The 22,200-nt window shown below is 36.5% G+C and carries 18 protein-coding genes; 6 read left to right on the forward strand and 12 right to left on the reverse strand.

Annotated features, from left to right (window positions below):
* Positions 1-11: 11 nt before the first annotated feature.
* The 6 genes from ACFIM1_RS00415 to ACFIM1_RS00440 all read right to left on the reverse strand — a co-directional run bounded on the left by ACFIM1_RS00415 (position 12) and on the right by ACFIM1_RS00440 (position 8,462).
* Positions 12-3,011: a 2-oxoglutarate dehydrogenase E1 component gene (locus ACFIM1_RS00415; RefSeq protein ID WP_375609008.1), complete on the reverse strand. Its 3,000-nt coding sequence runs from the start codon at positions 3,009-3,011 to the stop codon at positions 12-14.
* A 163-nt stretch (positions 3,012-3,174) separates the two neighbouring features.
* A complete protein-coding gene (sucD, locus tag ACFIM1_RS00420; protein ID WP_375607894.1) occupies positions 3,175-4,077 on the reverse strand; it encodes a succinate--CoA ligase subunit alpha in 903 nt (300 codons plus the stop codon).
* Between the two features lie 3 nt (positions 4,078-4,080).
* On the reverse strand, positions 4,081-5,277 hold the full coding sequence (sucC, locus tag ACFIM1_RS00425) for an ADP-forming succinate--CoA ligase subunit beta (RefSeq protein ID WP_375609007.1): 1,197 nt from the start codon (positions 5,275-5,277) through the stop codon (positions 4,081-4,083).
* Positions 5,278-5,367: 90 nt separating this feature from the next.
* Positions 5,368-6,330, reverse strand: a complete 963-nt coding sequence (mdh, locus tag ACFIM1_RS00430) for a malate dehydrogenase (RefSeq protein ID WP_375609006.1) — start codon at positions 6,328-6,330, stop codon at positions 5,368-5,370.
* Between the two features lie 288 nt (positions 6,331-6,618).
* Entirely contained in the window at positions 6,619-7,818 is a 1,200-nt protein-coding gene (gene zapE, locus ACFIM1_RS00435) for a cell division protein ZapE (protein WP_375609055.1), read from the reverse strand.
* 98 nt (positions 7,819-7,916) lie between these two features.
* On the reverse strand, positions 7,917-8,462 hold the full coding sequence (locus ACFIM1_RS00440; protein WP_375607898.1) for an AprI/Inh family metalloprotease inhibitor: 546 nt from the start codon (positions 8,460-8,462) through the stop codon (positions 7,917-7,919).
* Between the two features lie 226 nt (positions 8,463-8,688).
* Here ACFIM1_RS00440 and dapF point away from each other — a divergent pair, with 226 nt between their 5' ends.
* The 6 genes from dapF to ACFIM1_RS00470 all read left to right on the forward strand — a co-directional run bounded on the left by dapF (position 8,689) and on the right by ACFIM1_RS00470 (position 14,731).
* Positions 8,689-9,540, forward strand: coding sequence for a diaminopimelate epimerase (dapF, locus tag ACFIM1_RS00445; protein ID WP_375607899.1), 852 nt, complete (start codon positions 8,689-8,691; stop codon positions 9,538-9,540).
* Positions 9,540-10,823, forward strand: coding sequence for a tRNA (N(6)-L-threonylcarbamoyladenosine(37)-C(2))-methylthiotransferase MtaB (mtaB, locus tag ACFIM1_RS00450; RefSeq protein ID WP_375609005.1), 1,284 nt, complete (start codon positions 9,540-9,542; stop codon positions 10,821-10,823). The genes dapF and mtaB overlap by 1 nt, the downstream gene beginning before the upstream one ends.
* Before the next feature lie 14 nt (positions 10,824-10,837).
* Positions 10,838-12,061: a signal recognition particle-docking protein FtsY gene (ftsY, locus tag ACFIM1_RS00455; protein ID WP_375609004.1), complete on the forward strand. Its 1,224-nt coding sequence runs from the start codon at positions 10,838-10,840 to the stop codon at positions 12,059-12,061.
* Positions 12,058-12,744 (forward strand): septation protein A, encoded by a 687-nt coding sequence (locus tag ACFIM1_RS00460; RefSeq protein ID WP_375609003.1) that lies wholly within the window; start codon positions 12,058-12,060, stop codon positions 12,742-12,744. Before ftsY ends, ACFIM1_RS00460 begins: the two co-directional genes overlap by 4 nt.
* 62 nt (positions 12,745-12,806) lie before the next feature.
* Positions 12,807-13,568 carry a hydroxyacylglutathione hydrolase gene (gene gloB / locus ACFIM1_RS00465; protein ID WP_375606087.1) on the forward strand — a complete coding sequence of 254 codons (762 nt, stop codon included), beginning with the start codon at positions 12,807-12,809 and terminating at the stop codon, positions 13,566-13,568.
* A gap of 695 nt (positions 13,569-14,263) precedes the next feature.
* The gene (locus tag ACFIM1_RS00470) at positions 14,264-14,731 is read left to right on the forward strand and encodes a hypothetical protein (RefSeq protein WP_375606089.1); all 468 of its coding nucleotides are present in this window, start codon (positions 14,264-14,266) and stop codon (positions 14,729-14,731) included.
* A 22-nt stretch (positions 14,732-14,753) separates the two neighbouring features.
* On the opposite strand, the gene ACFIM1_RS00475 is transcribed toward ACFIM1_RS00470, so the two are convergent.
* The 6 genes from ACFIM1_RS00475 to rho form a co-directional block, all read right to left on the reverse strand.
* On the reverse strand, positions 14,754-15,650 hold the full coding sequence (locus ACFIM1_RS00475) for a ParB/RepB/Spo0J family partition protein (protein WP_375607901.1): 897 nt from the start codon (positions 15,648-15,650) through the stop codon (positions 14,754-14,756).
* A gap of 40 nt (positions 15,651-15,690) precedes the next feature.
* Complete coding sequence (locus ACFIM1_RS00480) at positions 15,691-16,488, reverse strand: ParA family protein (protein ID WP_375606091.1); 798 nt, start codon at positions 16,486-16,488, stop codon at positions 15,691-15,693.
* Between the two features lie 6 nt (positions 16,489-16,494).
* Positions 16,495-17,142, reverse strand: coding sequence for a 16S rRNA (guanine(527)-N(7))-methyltransferase RsmG (rsmG, locus tag ACFIM1_RS00485; protein WP_375609002.1), 648 nt, complete (start codon positions 17,140-17,142; stop codon positions 16,495-16,497).
* A complete protein-coding gene (gene mnmG / locus ACFIM1_RS00490; protein WP_375609001.1) occupies positions 17,142-19,010 on the reverse strand; it encodes a tRNA uridine-5-carboxymethylaminomethyl(34) synthesis enzyme MnmG in 1,869 nt (622 codons plus the stop codon). Before mnmG ends, rsmG begins: the two co-directional genes overlap by 1 nt.
* A gap of 105 nt (positions 19,011-19,115) precedes the next feature.
* Entirely contained in the window at positions 19,116-20,423 is a 1,308-nt protein-coding gene (gene mnmE / locus ACFIM1_RS00495; protein ID WP_375609000.1) for a tRNA uridine-5-carboxymethylaminomethyl(34) synthesis GTPase MnmE, read from the reverse strand.
* Positions 20,424-20,454: 31 nt separating this feature from the next.
* Positions 20,455-21,720, reverse strand: a complete 1,266-nt coding sequence (rho, locus tag ACFIM1_RS00500; protein ID WP_375607905.1) for a transcription termination factor Rho — start codon at positions 21,718-21,720, stop codon at positions 20,455-20,457.
* Between the last annotated feature and the right edge of the window lie 480 nt (positions 21,721-22,200).

Consider the following 22,200-nt stretch of genomic DNA (forward strand, 5'->3'; position numbering starts at 1 on the left):
GTAATAATAAGTTAAGAACCTAACGCGTCTTTAAGAAACGCAGCCAGTTGCTCAAGGTGTTTCACCATCAACCCAGAGGCCGGTGATGCACTCGCAGGACGTCCAGCATAACGAGCACGTGAATATTGCGCATTAATATGTGTCAAAACCCATTCCAAATAAGGCTCAATAAATGACCACGCCCCCATGTTTTTTGGCTCCTCTTGGCACCAAAAAACTTCTGCCTGCAAAAAGCGCGATAACACATTCACCAAAACTTTTGCAGGAAAAGGATAAAGTTGTTCAACACGAAGGAGATAAACATCATCGATACCCTTTTTTTCACGTTCTTCATAAAGGTCGTAATAAACCTTGCCCGTACAAAGAACGATACGACGAATTTTATTATCCTTTTGCAATTTAACGACAGAATCTTTGAGACATTCTGCATCATCAAGCAACACACGACGGAAACTCGTTTCTGATCCCATTTCATCGAGAAAAGAAATAGCCCGCTTATGACGTAAAAGTGATTTTGGTGTCATTAAAATCAAAGGCTTACGGAAATCACGCTTAATTTGTCGACGCAAAATATGAAAATAATTTGCAGGAGTTGTACAATTAGCAACCTGCATATTATCTTCCGCACAAAGTTGAAGAAACCGTTCTAAACGTGCAGAAGAATGCTCCGGTCCTTGCCCTTCAAAACCATGAGGCAATAAGCACACAAGACCAGACATACGAAGCCACTTACCCTCTGCGGATGAAATAAATTGGTCAAAAATGACCTGTGCACCATTAGAGAAATCACCAAATTGTGCTTCCCAAAGTGTTAATCCTCGTGGTTCAGCAAGAGAGTATCCATATTCAAAACCAAGAACAGCTTCTTCAGAAAGCATAGAATTCACAACTTCATAAAGCGCTTGCCCCTTTTGCAAATGATTCAAAGGAATATAACGCGCTTCATTCTCTTGGTCATAAAGAACTGAATGACGTTGTGAAAAAGTTCCACGTTCAACATCCTCACCAGAAAGACGAACCCGCGCTCCTTCCAAACAAAGTGAACCAAAAGCTAAAGCCTCAGCGGTTGCCCAGTCAATTCCTTCACCGGTTTCAAACATTTTAGCACGGTTGCTTAAAAAACGTTGAATGGTTTTGTGAACATGAAAATTTGCTGGAATTTCGACAAGTTTCTGACCAATTTCTTTTAAAGTTTTTAATTCAACACCCGTTGTTTTAGAATTTTGCTCATCAGCATTACTAAAAGTTTTGATTCCCGTCCAACTTCCATCAAGCCAATCAGCCTTATTAGGCTTATAAGAAGCACTTGCTTCAAACTCACCTTCAAGCTTATCGCGCCATAATTTTTTTTGTCGCTCAATTTCTTCTGAAGTAACCACTCCTTCTGCAACCAATTGGTCACCATAGAGCTGAAGAGTTGTTTTATGATTACGGATTGCCTTATACATAAGTGGCTGCGTAAAGGAAGGTTCATCTCCTTCATTATGTCCATAACGGCGATAACAAAACATATCAATGACCACTGGTTTATGGAAAATTTGACGAAATTCTGTTGCTATTTTAGCAACAAAAATAACAGCCTCAGGATCATCGCCATTCACATGGAAAATTGGTGCATCAATCATTTTTGCGACATCTGATGGATAAGGCGAAGAACGTGAAAAACGTGGAGCTGTTGTAAAACCAATCTGATTATTGATAATAACATGAAGGGAACCTGCAACACGATAACCTTTAAGACCTGAAAGACCAAAAGTTTCTTGAATAACGCCTTGTCCTGCAAAAGCAGCATCACCATGAATAAGCAATGGCAACACTTTTGAGCGCTCACTTAATGGGAGCGAATCAGTATGCGTAGATCCCATAAGTTGATCTTGTTTAGCACGTGCTTTTCCCATAACAACCGGATCAACAATTTCAAGATGAGAAGGGTTAGGCAAAAGCGATAAATGAATTTTATTCCCATCAAAGTCTAAATCAGCGGTAGTTCCTAAATGATATTTAACATCACCTGATCCTTCTACATCATCAGGCTTATAAGATCCCCCTTTGAATTCATGAAAAATAGCCCTATGCGGTTTGGCAAGAACTTGTGAAAGAACATTTAAACGACCACGATGTGCCATTCCTAAAATAACTTCCCTAACCCCCAAAGCACTACCACATTTGATAATCTGTTCAAGAGCGGGAATCAGCGCCTCACCACCATCGAGTCCAAAACGCTTTGTACCTTTATATTTAGTATCTAAAAACTGTTCGAATCCCTCTGCCTGAATAAGCTTATTCAGAATAGCCTTCTTGTCTTGTTGTGTGAAAGCAATTTTATTATCTCGCCCTTCAATGCGCTCTTGAAGCCATGCTTTCTGAACCGGATCAGAAACATGCATATATTCCACACCGATTGTTGAACAATAGGTACGATTGAGGATCTCAAGCATTTGCGGAATAGTTGCATATTCCAACCCTAAAACATTATCAATAAAAATGGGACGCTCGTAATCAGCTGGAGTAAAACCATAAGCCTCTGGAGAAAGTTCCTTATAATCTTCCAATTTTTCTGCCAATTGAAGAGGATCAAGCCGCGCACGAAGATGCCCTCGTGCTCGAAACGCACGAATCATCATAATTGCATGAACAGAATCACGCGTTGCACGAATAATATCTTGTTCACTGGAAGTTTTTCCCTTTTGCGCAGCCCCTGTTATTGCTCTTTCCTTTAATTTATCGCCAAGATATTTTTCAAGAGAAGACCAATCACCATCAAGAGCAGAAACTAACTCCCCACTCGCCTTTAGTGGCCAATGATCACGTTGCCATGTCGCTCCTTCAGCATTTTTGAGAACATCTTCTTTGTTATCATGAAGGCCTTCAAAAAAAGCACGCCACTGTGAATCAACACTGGTGTGATCTTTTTCATATTGAGCATAAAGTTGATCTATATAATCCGCATTCCCACCATAAAGAAATGACGTCTGTGCAAAAAGACTATTTATCTCATCCTGCCTTGCCATATACCTCTCCGGAACATTTATTCCGTCTCCTTATATCTTTTTTCGACTTTTCAATGCTCACAAAGCAAGCGACGCTTTGAACATTCAAAAAAGTTTTACCTTTTTATACTCAAGTTTTTTCACCTGAATTAAGAATATATTCTTATTCAGGTGAAATTTTCTTTTAGCCTTTCAAAACTGACATCAAAGTCTTACCTATCTGTGATGGTGAAGGAGAAACACGAATCCCTGCGGATTCCATTGCCGCAATTTTATCTTCTGCTCCACCTTTACCACCAGAAATAACAGCGCCAGCATGTCCCATTGTACGTCCTGGAGGAGCCGTACGACCAGCAATAAAGCCAACAACTGGCTTTTTACGCCCTTTTCTTGCTTCATCTTGCAAAAACTGTGCGGCCTCTTCTTCAGCAGAACCACCAATTTCACCAATCATAACAATAGACTGGGTTTCATCATCCGCTAAAAACATTTCCAACACATCAATAAATTCAGTACCCTTAACAGGATCACCACCAATTCCTATAGCTGTCGTTTGTCCGAGACCTTCCTGACTCGTTTGAAAAACGGCTTCATAAGTCAAAGTTCCCGACCGTGAGACAACCCCAACAGAACCTTTTCTAAAAATAGAACCAGGCATAATACCGATTTTACATTCGTTTGGCGTGAGAATACCAGGACAATTAGGACCAATAAGACGAGATTTTGAGTTTTCTAATCGCGCCTTTACTTTCACCATATCTATAACAGGAATACCTTCCGTAATACAGATAATTAAACGAACTTCAGCTTCAATAGCTTCTATAATAGCTGCCGCAGCCCCTGCAGGAGGAACATAAATAACGGAAGCATCCGCGCCTGTTTTTTCTTTTGCTTCTGCAACATTAGCAAAGATAGGAAGAGTTTCGCCTTTTGAACCTTCCCATGTTTCTCCACCCTTTTTAGGATTAACGCCACCAACCATTTGCGTGCCATGATAAGCAAGCGCCTGTTCTGTATGAAATGTTCCTGTTTTTCCTGTAAGCCCTTGAACGAGAACTTTCGTCTCTTTATCCACCAGAATCGACATAACTTACGCTCCCTTCACGGCTGCAACAATTTTTTGAGCAGCATCATCTAAATCATCAGCAGGAATAACATTCAAACCACTCTCATTAATAATCGCTTTTCCCTGCTCAACATTAGTGCCTTCAAGACGAACAACCAAGGGAACCTTTAAACCAACCTCACGAACAGCAGCAACCACACCTTCAGCAATGACATCACAACGCATAATACCACCAAAAATGTTAACCAAAATGCCCTTAACATTTGGATCGGCCGTAATAATCTTAAAAGCAGCTGTCACTTTTTCTTTTGATGCTCCACCACCAACATCCAAAAAATTCGCCGGCTCTGCTCCATAAAGCTTAATGATATCCATTGTTGCCATAGCAAGACCAGCGCCATTGACCATACAACCAATTGTGCCCTCAAGAGCAACATAAGCAAGATCATGCTTTGAAGCTTCGATTTCTTTTGGATCTTCTTCTGAAAGATCGCGCAATTCTAAAATATCTGGATGACGAAACAGAGCATTATTATCAAAAGAAACTTTCGCATCAAGAACGCGCAAGCGACCATCTTTCATCACAATAAGCGGATTGATTTCTAAAAGGCTCATATCTTTTTCACAAAATGCCTTATAGAGAATCGGAAAAAGCTTTTCACCATCTTCCCGTGCACTATCGCGCAATTCCAATGCATCACAAAGCCTTGCACAATCATCAGAAGTAACACCCTCTACAGCATCAATAGGCAGCGTGAATATTTTTTCTGGTGTCTCTTCAGCAACTGTTTCAATATCCATTCCACCTTCTGTTGAAACAACAAAAGCAATCCGACCAACGCTACGATCAACCAAAAGTGAAAGATAAAGCTCCCGTTCAATATCGGCACCATCTTCAATATAAAGGCGATTGACCTGCTTACCCTCTGGACCAGTTTGTTTGGTTACCAACGTTTTCCCAAGCATTTCTTGAACATTTGCAACAACTTCTTCAACAGATTGTGCAAGCCGAACACCACCCTTTGCATCAGAACCAAGTTCTTTAAACTTACCCTTACCACGACCACCAGCGTGTATCTGACTTTTAACCACATAGAGAGGTCCGGGTAATTTTTTTGCCCATTTTTCAGCTTGCTCTACAGAATAAATAGCAACACCATTTGCAATTGGTGCTCCATATTCATGAAGCAGACGTTTGGCCTGATACTCATGGATATTCATGCATTTGTCCTTTTCTTTTATGGATTATTATTAATCCTAAAGTTATAATATTCTAAATACTTTAATTTAATGAACAAAATCCTGTTCAATTTACTTGAGACTAGGCACAAGAGCAATACAAGCTTCACAAAGCTTTTTAACCGCATTTACTGAATAATCAAAAGCATTTCTTTCCTCTTTATCAAGATCAATTTCAATGACCCGTTCAACACCACCCGCACCAAGTACAACAGGAACACCAACGTATGTATCGTTAACCCCATATTCCCCTGAAAGATAGGCTGCAACAGGCACAACACGCTTAGTATCCTTTAAATAGGCTTCAGCCATACAAACAGCAGAAGCTGCTGGTGCATAATAAGCAGAACCTGTTTTTAACAAACTAACAACCTCTGCACCACCATCACGGGTACGTTGAATAATTTGATCAATTCTCTCCTGTGTTGTCCAACCCATTTTAACAAGATCAGGCAAAGAAATACCACCAACTGTTGAATAACGCACCAAGGGCACCATTGAATCACCATGCCCACCTAAAACAAAAGCTGTCACATCTTTGACAGAGACTTTAAATTCTTCAGATAAAAAGTAACGAAAACGCGCTGAATCCAGAATACCAGCCATACCAACCACTTTATGCACCGGAAGACCTGAAAATTTCTGCAATGCCCATACCATTACATCAAGGGGATTTGTAACACAAATAACAAAAGCTGAAGGTGCATATTTTTTAATTCCAGCACCAACTTGTTCCATAACTTTTAGATTAACACCCAAAAGATCATCACGGCTCATACCAGGTTTCCGCGCAACCCCTGCTGTTACAATAACAACATCAACCCCTTCAATTGCATCATAAGCATTTGCCCCTTTTAAATGAACATCGAAACCATCAACAGGTGAAGACTCAGCAATATCAAGAGCTTTACCCTGTGGTACACCTTCTGCAATATCAAATAAGATAACATCACCAAGCTCTTTAAGCCCAATAATATGTGCCAAAGTACCACCAATCATACCTGAACCAATGAGAGCTATTTTTTTTCGTGCCATTTTATTTTTTCCTAACTTTTAGACAATTCAGCGCACACTCATTTGCGTCCGTATACTGAATATTTTTGACTTCAACCATATTTAAACAATATCATAAAAAGGAGTAAAGCAATGAAATTTACAAATTTCTCTCTTCACAAAAACAATAACCCTCCGCACAAACAACTATTAGAAAATTATCATGATGTATCGATAAAGTGAATTTTAAAAAAATACAACAGAATTATTGCATATCTTTAATTTCAAAGAGTTATTATTTTTACAGTTTACGTAAAGGTAATAGTATAATCAACGCTTCTTCTTCAAAAGAAAATGTTCTTCCCAAAGTTTCAAATAATCGTGACTTTGCATTTCAAAAAGACGTGACTGTGTTCTTTGAAACTCAAATGTTTCCGTGATCTGCGCATGCCCCTTATACAAATGCTCCACATCTGCTGCTGCAGACATAAATAACCGTATGTGGCGCTCATAAAGAATATCAATAAGCAAAATAAACCGTTTTGTTTCATTGCGACATGTATCATCCATAACCGGTACATTATCGATAAAAATCGTATGGTAACGCTCGCCTAATATCAAATACTCAGCTGCTGCCAAAGGCTGTACACACAAATCTCGATAATCAAAGCGCGCACATCCTGCACCAAAACGCGGAATAGGAATAAGGCGCCCCTTTATAGAAAGCCCATCAGATATCTCCTTATTTCCTTGCAATACAAGTGTCCATGCTTTATCCATGCATTCATCTGCTTTTTTCCCTAAAGGTGTTACATACACGGGCTGTAGATTTGATTTTTCAAGACGATAATCTGTTTTTGCATCAAGATTAACAACACGAACATATGCTTTCAAAACTTGAATAAAAGGCAAAAAGAGTTCGCGATTTAAACCGTTATAATAAAGGTTATCGGGCGCCACATTTGAAGTTGCAATAAAGAAAATTCCTTTATCAAATAAAGCAGAAATAAGCCGCCCCAACACCATAGCATCAGCGATATCTGTTACACTAAATTCATCAAAACAAAGCACCTTTGCTTCTCGTGCAAGATCTTCAGCAACAGCTAAAATAGGATTATCCTGTTTAGATTTTGTACGCCCAGATGCTTGACGATACAAATTAATGCGCTCATGCACATCAGCCATAAAGTCATTAAAGTGGGCGCGCTTTTTATGACCTTTCGGCAAACAAGAAAAGAACAAATCCATCAGCATGGTTTTGCCCCGCCCTACTTCACCATAAATATACAGCCCCTGAAAAGATCCATTTTCAGCCCCTTGTTTTGCAACACGAGCAATATTTTGTTTTTTCCTTTTAAGTATTCTTTTTAAAAAAGACAAAAATACCAAAAACCACGGACGAGAAACATTTTGTTCCTCAATTTTTTTTAATAAATGATCAAAATGCTCTGTTACAACTAATTGAGCTGGATCAAAACAAACTTCTCCTTCAGAGACCAACTCCTTATAGCGTGTTGAAACGAGAATCATCCAAACAACCTTTTTCAAACCGTTCTCAATGAAAAATACAAATTCTTTTCACGAATCTGTTTCTATAACTTACTTTTTCATAAACGGTCAAAAATGATCTAACGGCTTAAAACAACATGACGATCGTCAAGTGTACGTCCCTCAAAACGATCAACACTTGAAGAATAAAGAGCAACGATAACACGTCCAGAGTTATTATAAAAATATAATTTCTTTCCTTTAACCGCCCACGATCTTACTTGAGAAACAATCCCTGGACAGTGTAAAGGACCAGCACGGTACCCTTGTCCAAACTTTGTTTGTGGCGTTGCAATTCGGCAAACTTTACCCCCCATAGAAAGACTCCATACCCCAGCAATACTTGCAGGAAATAAATCAGTGGCATTGCTTGGCAATTCGAGACTAACCATTCGTCCATCACTCTGAGAATCTCCTTTTTCATACATCGGAGTGTTTGCATCTTCAGATATCGACGAAGAAGCAGACGACAGATCAGACGCTTCCAATATTGTCGTTTGTTGAGATGGATAAAAAACTTCTAATGCGTTACTATTGTCATTACTACCAAACCGCGCTGTTGAACATCCCTCTAAAAGCATTACAGTTGATAGTGCAACGAAAAACGAAACTTTTGAAAACACCATGTCTGTACTCTCTCCCACGACAATAAATAAGTTCACAAAAAAATTAAGCGAATATTTGTTATAATTACAAAGATAAATTAACAAATTAAAAAAAACAGGTTAAAATCACTTATTTTTAAAAGAAATAATTTATGTACCCAATTTTATATTTATTAAACACTAGAAATTTATAATATTTTCAGTCATATATCCCTTAATAAGTAATCATTAGAAATAGAGAAGTTTCATGAAAACGCCATTTAGCAAAATGGACGGTCTTGGAAATCAAATTATTGTTGCGGATATGCGTGAAAGCGCACATGCTTTTACACCACAAGCAATCCTTGCTTTATCGGTAGATCCCGAAATGCATTTTGATCAAATCATGGCTATCCACACACCAACCCAGAAAAAAGCCGACTTCCGCATCGAAATATGGAATTCTGATGGTTCAAAAGCTAAAGCTTGTGGCAATGGTACCCGCTGTGTTATTGCATGGCTCACAGACCATAATTTTGGTGAAAGTTTTCGTTTAGAAACTCCCGCTGGAGTTATTGAAGGAAAATACCAAACCGATAATCTCATTTCTGTTGATATGGGATGCCCAAATTTCAATGCAAAAGAGATGCCTGTTTCACGTGAAATAGTTGATACCAATCACGTAGAAATTATGGCTGGTCCCCTAAAAGACGCTTGTCTCATATCCATTGGCAATCTCCATGCTATCTTTTTTATTGAAAATGATATTCAACATTTTCCTTTAGAAAAATATGGACCAAAACTTGAACATGACCCCCTGTTTCCAGAACGGTGTAATATTTCCATTGCTTGCATAACGTCAAAGAAAAGTCTAAATTTACGCACATGGGAGAGAGGGGTAGGATTAACACAAGCATGTGGGAGTGCTGCTTGTGCAAGTGCAGTAGCTGCTTATCGTCGTGGATTTACAGAGCGCCATGTTGATGTGAATTTACCAAAGGGAGCTCTTAATATTTTTTACCGAGAAGACGATCATATTATCATGACAGGACCAATAAAATATCAATTTAGTGGTTTTTTAAGCCCTTTAACAGGGTGCTACAAAAAGGATCACTCCTGATGGCAGTAGAAATTGTAACTTTTGGTTGTCGACTCAATAGCTACGAATCGGAAATAATTCGCAAAGAAAGCACTTCTTCAGGGCTAGACCAGCTTAAAGATGGTGCTATTATTTTTAATACCTGCGCTGTCACTGCCGAAGCCGTACGACAAGCAAAACAAGCTATCCGCAAAGCGCGCCGTGAAAATCCTCATGCGCGCATCATTGTAACAGGATGTGCAGCCCAAACAGAAGCACAAAATTTTGCCTCAATGACAGAAGTGGATCTCGTTTTAGGAAACGAAGATAAACTTCACGCCCATTCTTATCGTCAACTTCCTGATTTTGGTATTAACCATACCGAAAAGGTGCGTATCAATGATATCATGGAAGTGAAAAAAATTGCTCCACATATGGTTAGTGCAATGCAAGAACGTACCCGCGCTTTTGTACAGGTACAAAACGGATGCGATCACCGCTGTACATTTTGCATTATTCCTTATGGACGTGGACCATCTCGTTCAGTTCCCATGGGTGCTGTCATAGAACAAATTAAAAAGCTGACAGATGTGGGTATTCAAGAAGTGGTCCTTACAGGTGTTGACCTTACAAGTTATGGCCACGATCTTCCTGGAAAAGCTACTCTAGGAAAATTAACTTCAGCTATTTTGCATCATATTCCTGACTTAGCGCGATTACGCATCTCATCTATTGACTCTATTGAAGCAGATGAAGAACTCATAAATCTTTTAGCCTATGAAAAAAGAATCATGCCCCATTTGCATTTATCTTTGCAAGCAGGTGATAATATGATTTTAAAACGGATGAAACGACGGCATTTGCGTGAACATGCCATTCAATTTTGCCAAGAATTGCATGCCAAACGTCCTACAATGGTTTATGGTGCCGACTTAATTGCTGGTTTTCCTACCGAAACAGAAGAGATGTTTCAAAACAGTCTTGCTTTGATTAAAGAGTGTAATTTAACCCACCTACATGTCTTTCCCTTTAGTCCAAGAGAAGGAACACCTGCCGCACGTATGCCACAAATCAACCGTAGAATAGTGAAAATGCGTGCTGAAAGACTACGTAAAGCAGGTGAGGAAGCTTACCAAAAGCATCTTGCTCATTTAAAAAACAGTCAACAAACAATTCTCGTTGAAAGAGATGAAATCGGACGAACGGAAGATTATACTCTTGTACAAATTAAAGGTGTAAAAGCAGGAACAATTGTTCAAGCCCTTATCATTGACCATGATGGCGATAAATTAATTGCTGTCCTTCCAAAATTAAACGCTGCTTGAACAGGAAATTTCTTATGACAAAATCTTTTATAAAAAAAATATTTTCTTTTAACAAATTTAAAGAGCAGGAAATGGAACAAATTTCTATTCCTGATAAAAGCGATATCATAGAAAAAAAGAAGGACAAAAATGAAAGAACAAAAAATAAAAAGTCAACACCTACAAAGTGTGATGAAAAATCTCCACCTTTAGAATCTCATTCTGATAAAGCTTCCCTTTCTGTTAAAATTCCCCCTTATGGAAAAATTATTGTCACAAACACCATCCGTGAAAAAAAGGATGAAGAAATTTTGTCTGAATCCTTTGTTGAACAAAAAAAGACAGCGTGGTTTGGACGCCTTAAAAAAGGTCTATCGCTTTCTTCACAACGCCTAAGCGGATCAATTAGTGACCTCTTTGTTAAAAGAAAACTTGATGAAGCTACACTGCAAGAGCTCGAAGATATTCTGATTCAAGCTGACCTCGGTGTAAAAACGGCAACGCGCATCACGAATACTTTAGCTTCCAGTCGTTATGGAAAAGACCTCTCTCCAGATGACATTCATACTATTGTAGCTGATGAGATCAAAAAAGTTCTGGAACCTGTTGCAATACCATTAGAACTTGATCTCAGCCATAAGCCTCATGTTATTTTGCTAGTAGGTGTAAATGGCACTGGAAAAACGACAACTATTGGAAAACTTGCAGCCAAATTAACAGCAGGGGGATTAAAAGTTATGCTTGCAGCCGGTGACACTTTCCGAGCCGCAGCTATTGAGCAACTGCATATTTGGGGTGAACGTACTGATTCTCCTGTTATTTCTACAAAATTAGGTGCAGATGCTGCAAGTTTAGCCTTTGATGCTTTTGAGAAAGCAAAAAAAGCAAACAGTGATGTATTAATTATTGATACAGCAGGACGTTTACAAAATAAATCTGAATTGATGGATGAGTTAGCAAAAATTATTCGTGTTTTAAGAAAACACACCCCCCAAGCGCCCCATACAATCCTTCAAACACTTGATGCAACGACCGGACAAAATGCACTCAACCAAGTGGACATTTTCCGTGATATTGCTGGTGTTAATGGTTTGGTCATGACAAAGCTGGATGGAACAGCACGAGGAGGAATTCTTGTCGCTATCGCAGCAAAATATAAATTACCCGTTTATTTTATCGGTATAGGAGAGAATATTGAAGACCTTCAACCCTTTTCTGCTTCTGACTTTGCCGAAACTATCGCAGGAAAACATGCATGAAACAGCCTTTATCTAACTCTAATTCACATAATAATTCTGAAAAAAATGTGAATAACAATAAAAAAACGCCCCTTTCACCAACACTTAAGTTTCTTTTAGAAATGGGACCATTGGTCGCCTTCTTTTTTGCCAATTATAAAGGAGAATGGTTGATAAAAAACATTGAATTTTTTCAAAATTTTAGCAAGCCTATTTTCCCTGCAACAGCTATTTTTATGGTAGCAATTATTATTTCTCTAAGCTTATCATGGATCCTTGCAAAACAAATTCCTATTATGCCTCTTATTTCGGGAATATTTGTTTTAGTTTTTGGTTTTTTAACTCTCTGGCTTCATAATGAAACTTTCATAAAAATGAAACCAACAATCATTAATAGCTTATTTGCTTTGATACTTTTTGGTGGAATGTTTTTTAAAAAACCGCTTTTGCGTTATGCTCTTGATTCTACCTTAAAACTTGATGATTTAGGCTGGCAAAAATTGACCTGTCGTTGGGCGTTTTTTTTCATTTTTCTTGCTCTTTTGAATGAAATTATTTGGCGCAATTTTAGCGATAATTTTTGGACGAATTTCAAAGTTTTTGGCGTCATGCCTATAACAGTCCTTTTCATGCTTACCCAAATGCCTATCATTATAAAACATTCAAAAGGACTTTTTACAGAAGAGGACAAATCTGATTCTTAAAAAACTTACCATCACAAATTATTTTATAGATTCATTGCGAAACACTGTTCAGGAGAAAAAACATGTTGATTGAACAGTTTATCTGTCGAGAAGATAATTTTGGTGTGCTCATTCATGATGAAAAAAGTGGTATGACAGCCGCAATAGATGCTCCAGAAAGCAAAGCGATTCATAACGCTTTAAAGCGCCGTAATTGGACACTTAACACTATTTTTGTGACTCACCATCATCACGACCATGTAGAAGCCCTAGCAGAATTAAAACAAGTTTACAATGCTATAATTATTGGACCAGAAGCAGAAAAAGAAAAGATTCATCATCTTGATCAAACACTTCACCATGATGAGAAACTTTTTTTTGGTTCTCACACACTTTTAGCTCTATCAACACCTGGCCATACGCTAGGAGCGCTATCTTACTATTTTTCTGAAAAAAAATTACTGTTTGCTGGAGACACACTTTTTTCACTTGGTTGTGGACGTCTTTTTGAAGGAACAGCTGCACAAATGCTAAATTCTTTAAAAAAACTTCGTAAACTTCCCGATGAAACACTCCTCTATTGTGGACACGAGTACACAAAAAATAACGCTCTTTTCGCGCTAACAATTGACCCACATAATAAAAAACTCCAGCAAAGAGTAGAAGATGTTTTTTTACTGCGCGCAAAAAATGCCATGACTCTTCCTGTCACTTTAGGGCAAGAAAAAACAACAAATCCCTTTCTCCGCTGGGATGATAGTGTGTTGCGAAGAAACCTTGTAATGGAAGAAGAAACAGATGAAGAAGTCTTTGCTGAAATTCGAAGAAGAAAGGATAATTTTTAATCATGCTTAAGTTCGTATTACGTTTGTTCCTCCTTTTTCTTTTCGTGATACATATTCAACTAACAAGGGCAGAGGAAAAGGAAACAGATAATTCTTCTCTTATATCATCTCTCATCGCAAATTATCCCTTAACAGAAGATTTTTTTTAAAGCTGGAAAAAATTGAAAAAGAATGTAAAAATTTACTTCCAGAAACAAAAAATAATCTTATAAGTTATGATTCTAGTATCCATTCTAGTATTGAAAATTACACTACCTATATTTCTAGTAAACCAAAACTTGTAAATATTTTAAAAGAAAATAATATAACACCGAAAGATTTTGCTTCAGGAACCTTAGCTCTTAAAGAAATATCAACGCTTCTCATATTTGTACCTGAAAAGGAATATTCTACTGAGAAAAATACTATATTTCTAAACAATCTTGAATTTGTTAAAAAACATTTTTTTAAAGCGACAATTCTTTTAGATAGCTGTGAAAAACTCATTTTGAGCAACTAATCAGCTATGAGACATTAAAAAATATCATCCCATTAATCTAATAAAAAAGTCCGTGCATTAAAAAATCACCGTGTTTTTATCATTCCTAATAATTGTGTTTATTTCGATTACATTTAACAAATGTTTTTCTAAAAATAAAGAATAACAGACGAAAAAATATTTATTGAAATTCAAAAAAGAAAGGATAATTTTAGTCATGTTTAAACTTCTATTGTGCTTTTTCTTCATTTTTCCTTTTGCATCATACGCTCAAGAAAAAAAACAAGAAATAGATGAGCTTTCTTTTATATCGCCTTTCATTGCAAATTATCCCTTAACAGAAGATCTTCTTTTAAAGCTGGAAAAAATCAAAATAGAATGTAAAAATTTATATTCAAAACCAGAACAAACGAATAAAAAAAGTGATTTAAATACTTATAATGATAATATTGAAAAATACGCTGCCTATATTTCTAATAATCCAAAACTTGTGAATATTTTAAAAGAAAATAATATAACACCGAAAGATTTTGTTGTTGCTCACCTAGCACTTCAAGCGACATTGTATGTACTTACTAATGAAGAAAATTCTACTTATGAAAAAAACTTTTTACCTTCAAGCAATATAGAATTTGCTAAAGAGCATATGTATAGAATAATAAAAATTTTAAAAGATAACTGTTAAAAAACATTTTTAGAACAATTGATTAACTTTGTAAACGCCGACAAATTTCATCTAATTGTTCTAATGAAGAGTAATGTATTTTTAAATCTCCACCTTTTTTACCATGTTGAATAATAACTTTCATTCCTATCACATCTGCAAGTAATTTTTCTAAAGATTTTGTTTCAGCATCTTTCTCCGAATTGGTACGTTTTTTAGTTTTAGGATTAGCTTGCTCATATGCAAGTATTTCTGTTTGACGTACAGAAAGCCCTTCACGAATAATTTTCTCAGCTAAATATTGTGGATTATCAACGGTTATAAGACAACGTGCATGACCTGCGGAAAGTTGTCCATCAGTTAAGAATTGTTGTACTTTTTCTGGAAGTTTTAACAAACGAAGCGTATTTGCAACATGACTACGACTTTTTCCTATAACTTGCGCTAAATCTACTTGCGTATAATCATGTTCATTTAGAAGCATCTCATATCCCTTTGCTTCTTCGATAGGATTAAGATCTGCACGTTGAACATTTTCAATAATTGCCAATTCCAAAGCCGTTTTATCATCTACATCGCGAATAATAACTGGCAATTGGTTTAAATTTGCACGTTGTGCTGCACGCCAGCGCCGTTCACCAGCAATCAATTCAAACCGATGAGGATGATCTCTTAAAGGCCTTACAATAATCGGTTGAACCACACCGTGTTGACGAATTGATTGTGTCAAATTATCAAGCTCTGTTTCAGTAAAATGACGCCGAGGATTATGAGGATTACATGAAATAGATTCAATTGGAATAAATTGCTCAGAAAGACTACCGGATTCATTTAATTTATCAAAGCTTGATGAACGTGCAATATTATTGTTTAAATTGATATCTCCAATCAATGCCGCTAATCCACGTCCTAGTCTTTTTTTTGAGAGATCATCATTCATAATTTTTCTCTTTGAATTTTTAGATTATTTTTTTATATTTCTAAGCAGCAGCGCGTGCTTGTTTTTCACGTTGAATCACTTCTGATGCTAGACGCAAATAAGCTTGACTTCCAGCACATTTGAGATCGTAAAGCAATACAGGTTTACCAAAAGAGGGCGCTTCTGATACTCTTACATTTCGTGGAATAACAGTACGATAAACTTTATCTCCCATAAAAGAGCGTACATCTTCAACAACTTGATTTGAAAGATTATTACGTCCATCATACATTGTTAGAACAATACCTTGGATCTCTAAAGATGGATTAAGTACGGATCGCACTTGTTTTACTGTTTCAAGTAATTGACTTAAACCTTCAAGTGCTAAAAATTCACACTGCATAGGCACTAAAACAGAATCCGCAGCCCCCATAGCATTAAGTGTTAAAAGATTAAGGGAAGGAGGACAATCAATTAAAACATAATTGAATTTTTTTTCCATTTCCGGATCATCATAGAGAGCTTTACGTAAGCGTTGTATGCGATCTTTTGATGAAGAAATTTCCATTTCCACTCCTAAGAGATCAAGTGTAGAGGGAACTATATAAAGATTGGGTACGGCTGTTTTTAAAGCCGCCTGTGTAATTGAAACGCCCGAAACCAAAACATCATAAGAAGATAAAGGACGGCTATTACGATCAATCCCTAAACCTGTACTAGCATTACCTTGTGGATCAACATCCATAATAAGGACATTTTCACCAATAGCCGCTAAAGCTGTAGCAAGATTAATTGCTGTGGTTGTTTTTCCGACTCCACCCTTTTGGTTTGCAATAGCGATAATTCGTGTTTCGCTCATTTTGCTCTACCCTCTATATGATCGAATATGAGAAATTTCCAAAATAACAGAATTTTCATCAACTTTACTTTTATGTTTTAACAGATCAAAGTGCCAATTGGCAGAGGCATTTTTTATTTCTGTAGCGTAATCCCGACCTTTTTGCAAAAGAGCTATTGTTTTTTCTGTTAATAAAGGAAAAATGAGTTGTAAAAGAGTATCAAGCGGCGCTAATCCTCGTGCCGTTATAATATCAGATATGGGAATTTTTTGATATATATCTTCAATTCTAGCGTGATAAACCGTTGCTGGAAGATTAAGTTGAGCAATAACTGTTCGCAAAAAAGCAACTTTTTTCCCATTACTTTCAACAAGATTAATATGTCCTGCTTTTTTTTCTTTCAAAAAGATAGCAATCACAATTGCAGGAAAACCTCCTCCTGATCCTAAATCACACCAATGTAAAGAATGAGCATACAAAGGAAAAATTTGTGCTGAATCTAAAATATGTCGTGTCCATAGATCTGGTATAGTTGTAGCAGATATCAAATTAATATGTGCATTCCACTGAAGTATTAAAGACTCAAACTGAATTAAATTTTTCATCGTTTCACGTGAAACAGAAGGAACAATATTTAATAATTGTTGATATTTTTTTTCTGTAGAAAAATCCATTAAGCTGTTTTAGCCTTTTCACGCCGTTGACGTTGAATATATGTAATAATAAGTGATAATGCGGCAGGAGTCATGCCATCAATTTTTTGTGCATCAGCAATTGAACGAGGCGATACTTCTTGAATTTTTGATTTAAGTTCATTTGAAAGACCCGAAATTGCCTCAATATTAAGAGAAGAAGGAATTTCTAAACGTTCATCTCTTTGAAGAGAGGCAATATCTTGTGCTTGTTTATCTAAATAAACCGCATATTGTGCTTCAATTTCTAAAGCTTCAACTGTTTTAGAATCAATTTCTTGTAATTGTGGCCATAAATGTGAAAGACGCTCTACAGTCATATGAGGATATGCAAGAAAATCATAAGCCGAACGCCGAATCCCATCATGGTTAACGTGTAATCCATGAGCAGAAGCTTCATTAGGTGTTAAAAAGAGATTTTGACATATCGATCGTGCTTGATCAAGCCGTTGTTGCTTTTTCTGATAATAATCCCAACGTACTTTACTCACAATACCCCATTCTTTTGCCAAAGGTGTTAAACGCGTATCAGCATTATCAGATCTTAAAGATAAACGAAATTCAGCACGTGATGTAAACATTCTATAAGGTTCACAAACACCACGTGAAACCAAATCATCAACCATAACACCAATATAAGCAGTAGAACGACTTATAAGTATTTCATCTAATTTACCTACCTTGCATGCAGCATTTAATCCAGCTAAAAGACCTTGTGCTGCCGCTTCCTCGTATCCTGTTGTGCCATTAATTTGGCCCGCTAAAAACAAACCTGGTAAAGAGCGTACTTCCAAACTTTTCGTTAATTGTTGAGGATTAACAAAATCATATTCAATAGCATAGCCAGGTTGCAAAACTGTAGCATTTTCCAATCCTTCAATGGTTTTCAATAAAGAAATTTGTACATCTTCAGGAAGAGACGTAGAAAGACCATTTGGATAAACAGTATCATCATTTAATCCTTCTGGCTCTAGAAAAATCTGATGTCCATCACGTTCTCCAAATTTAACGATTTTATCTTCAATTGAAGGACAATAACGTGGTCCTAATCCTTCAATATTTCCAGAATATAAAGCAGAACTATAGATATTTTCGCGAATAATTTTATGTGTTTGTGCATTTGTACGCGTTATTGCACATTCAATTTGTGGCTGTTCAATTTTCTCTGTTAAAAGAGAAAAGGGAACGGGATTTTCATCTGCTTGTTGTTTTTGGAGAGTTTCCCAAGCAATTGTTTTTTTACTCAGACGAGCAGGGGTTCCTGTTTTTAATCGTCCAAGTTTTATATGATATTTTTTCAAATGTTCAGCAAGTTTCACACTTGACTGATCTCCCATACGGCCAGCAGCCCATGTTTTATTACCAATATGAATAAAGCCATTTAAAAATGTACCTGTTGTTAAAACAACAGCGCCAGAAAAAAATGCTCCTTGTTTTTTTAAAATTACACCTGATACACAATTATCTTTAACAACCAAATCAAGTACTTCATCCTCAATAAGAATAAGATTTTCTTGTTCTTTTAATAATTTTTGAATTGCTTCTCTATAAAGTTGTCGATCTGCTTGTGTCCGTGGTCCTCTTACTGCCGGTCCTTTACGTCTATTAAGAAGTCTAAACTGAATTCCAGCAGCATCTGCTGCTCTTCCCATGAGACCATCTAACGCATCTATTTCACGAACCAGATGCCCTTTTCCAAGACCACCAATAGCAGGATTACACGACATTGTTCCCAGTGCTGATATTTTATGTGTAACAAGCGCTGTTTTGGCTCCTACACGTGCTGAAGCTGAAGCCGCTTCACAGCCAGCATGACCACCACCAACAATAATAACATCATATGATCGCATTTAATTCATTCCGTAGAAAATTTCTAAGGTTTCACGTGAAACAGGATATAAATTACATAATCTTTATAATCTGTCTATGAAATAATCAATGTTTCACGTGAATCATTATTTACCAACACAAAACTCTGAAAAAATGATATCAAGCAAATCTTCAACATCAATATCTCCCGTAATTTTTCCAAGAAAATCACTTGCACGACGGAGATGTTCTGCACGTAAACTAAGATCAAAAAAATGATAATTGAGAGCAAACTCAATCTCTTTAACAGCTTCTTTTAATAATTGAAGTTGCCTTTTACGTGCTGGAACAATATTTCCAATTTCAGAAGCACGATGATGACAAAATAATTCAAGTTCTTTGATAAAAGAATCAAAATTTAAACCAGTTAATGCGGAAAATTGTATAGACCAACGCTGATCATTTTTTTCATAAAGATCAAGCTTATTACCAATACACCATATTTCAGCCGATGTTTCTGGTAAATCAACTTGCTTAGGATTTCCTATATCATAAACCAAAATAACCAAATCAGCTTCTCTAACATGCTGTTTAGCAACTTCTATTCCCATCTGTTCTATTTTATTTTCTGTTTTTCTAAAACCAGCAGTATCGGTTAAAAAAACAGGTAAACCACCAAGAATAATTCTCATTTCTAAAGCATCACGGGTTGTTCCTGCTTCTTCCGTTACAATAGCAACAGATCTTCCTGAAAGACGATTCATAATGCTTGATTTTCCAGAATTTGGAGCACCAGCAATAACAATTTTTAATCCATCACGTAAAATACTCGCACGTTCTCCTTCAGTAATATATTCCCTAATAGAAGTACAAAGATCCTCAACATCTTTCCAAACTTTATCAGATATTGCGTTGGGAATATCTGCTTCATCAACAAAATCAAGTTCTGCCTCAATAAAAGCACGCGCCTTCATAAGCTTATGACGCCAATCACGATAAAGCGTCGTTAAATGTCCACTTGTACCCATAACAGCTAAACGCCGTTGGCTTTCCGTTTCTGCTTCTATTAAATCAGCAAGACCTTCTGCTTGAACAAGATCTAATTTTCCTTCCATAAAAGCGCGACGTGAAAATTCACCTGCCTCTGCAATACGGCATCCAGAAAATGTTGACAATTCATCGAGAAAACGATTAACGACTGCTTTTCCTCCATGTAAATGGAATTCTGCACAATCCTCCCCCGTAAAACTATGAGGAGCAGGAAAAAAAACAGTTAAACCAGAATCTAAAAAACTACCATCACGAGCAGTAAGATTTCCATAATGCATAAAACGTGCTTTAGGTAAACGACCACAAAGCGTTTTAACTATATCCACAACATGAGGACCAGAAAGCCGAATGACTGCAACCCCTGAAGGTAACAATCCACTCGAAACAGCAAAGATTGTATCCACAGGTTTTATCCTAATAAAAACTTTAATGACTCTACGTATTCATTGAATCAAAAAATTCACTATTATTTTTTGTTTGCTTTAATTTATCAATCAAAAATTCAATTGCATCAGTTACATTCATAGATGCTAAAATACGACGAAGAACAAAAATTTTGTGTAAATCTTGTCGTTCTACCAGAAGTTCTTCCTTACGCGTTCCTGACTTTAAAATATCCATAGCAGGGAAAATACGTTTATCAGCAACTTTACGATCAAGAACAATTTCCGAATTACCTGTTCCTTTGAATTCTTCAAAAATAACCTCATCCATACGACTTCCTGTATCAATCAAAGCCGTTGCAATAATGGTCAAAGATCCGCCTTCTTCAATATTACGTGCTGCACCAAAAAAACGTTTTGGACGCTGTAGGGCATTTGCATCCACACCCCCTGTTAAAACTTTACCCGAAGAAGGAACAACTGTATTATATGCACGCCCAAGACGTGTAATAGAATCGAGGAGAATAACAACATCACGGCCATATTCAACGAGACGTTTGGCTTTTTCAATGACCATTTCTGCCACTTGTACGTGACGTATTGCAGGTTCATCAAAAGTAGAAGAAACCACTTCTCCTTTTACTGAACGCTGCATATCAGTAACCTCTTCTGGTCGTTCATCAATTAAAAGAACAATGAGATAACATTCAGGATGATTAGTGGTAATAGAATGAGCAATATTTTGAAGTAAAACTGTTTTTCCCGTCCGTGGTGGTGCGACAATTAGTCCCCTCTGTCCTTTTCCCAATGGAGATATCAAATCAATCACACGTGATGACATATCTTTCTCTGTAGGATCTTGTATTTCCATTTGAAAACGTTCATTTGAATAGAGGGGAGTAAGATTATCAAAGTGAATTTTATAACGGATTTTTTCAGGTTTTTCAAAATTAATTGTATTAATTTTAAGGAGAGCAAAATAACGTTCTCCCTCTTTTGGACTACGTATGGGGCCTTCAATTGTATCGCCTGTTTTTAAAGAAAACGACTGTATTTGTGCAGGTGAAAGATAGATATCATCAGGTCCAGGAAGATAATTAGCATCAGCAGAGCGCAAGAATCCAAATCCATCTTGTAAAACTTCGACAACACCTTCTCCTATAATTTCTACATCTTGTAGGGCTAGTTTTTTCAAGATTGCAAACATTAATTCTTGTTTACGCATAAGAGAAGCATTTTCAACTTCTAAAGTTTCAGCAAAAGAAACAAGTTCGACTGGTTTTTTGCTTTTAAGTTCTTGTAGTTTCATTTTTTGCATGAAATATGCTCTTTTAATTAGGAAGAGGATTACCCTGAATAATTTATGGAGATTTTATGAATGAAATATTCTTTAAGAAAAAATTATTTTACACTCAATTTTTTAAATCTGCAAGTACCATTTATAGGAAATTTATTTGTGTAATATCAAGTAATTGTATAAAAATTTAAAAAAACATAAAATCCGAACAGTATTTAATTATTTTGTAAAAAAAATATGAATAAAATCTATATCACTAATGAAATGTTATTCAAAAGTATTTTTTACAGAATTTTTTATTAATAAATTTATATTTAAAAGAGGATTCTTATTATTAAAAGCTGTGTTTAATGTGAATTATTATTTATACTGTATTTATCCTCAATTTTATCCACATAATAAAAAAAAAAAAGAATATAAATAACACTATCTTAAAGGTATTATCCCCTCTTTTTTTTATAATAGGTGTTTGGTTATCACAAGCGTTTGATTTGTGCATAA

The organism is Bartonella sp. AC158YNML, assembly GCF_042196725.1.
GTDB lineage: Bacteria > Pseudomonadota > Alphaproteobacteria > Rhizobiales > Rhizobiaceae > Bartonella.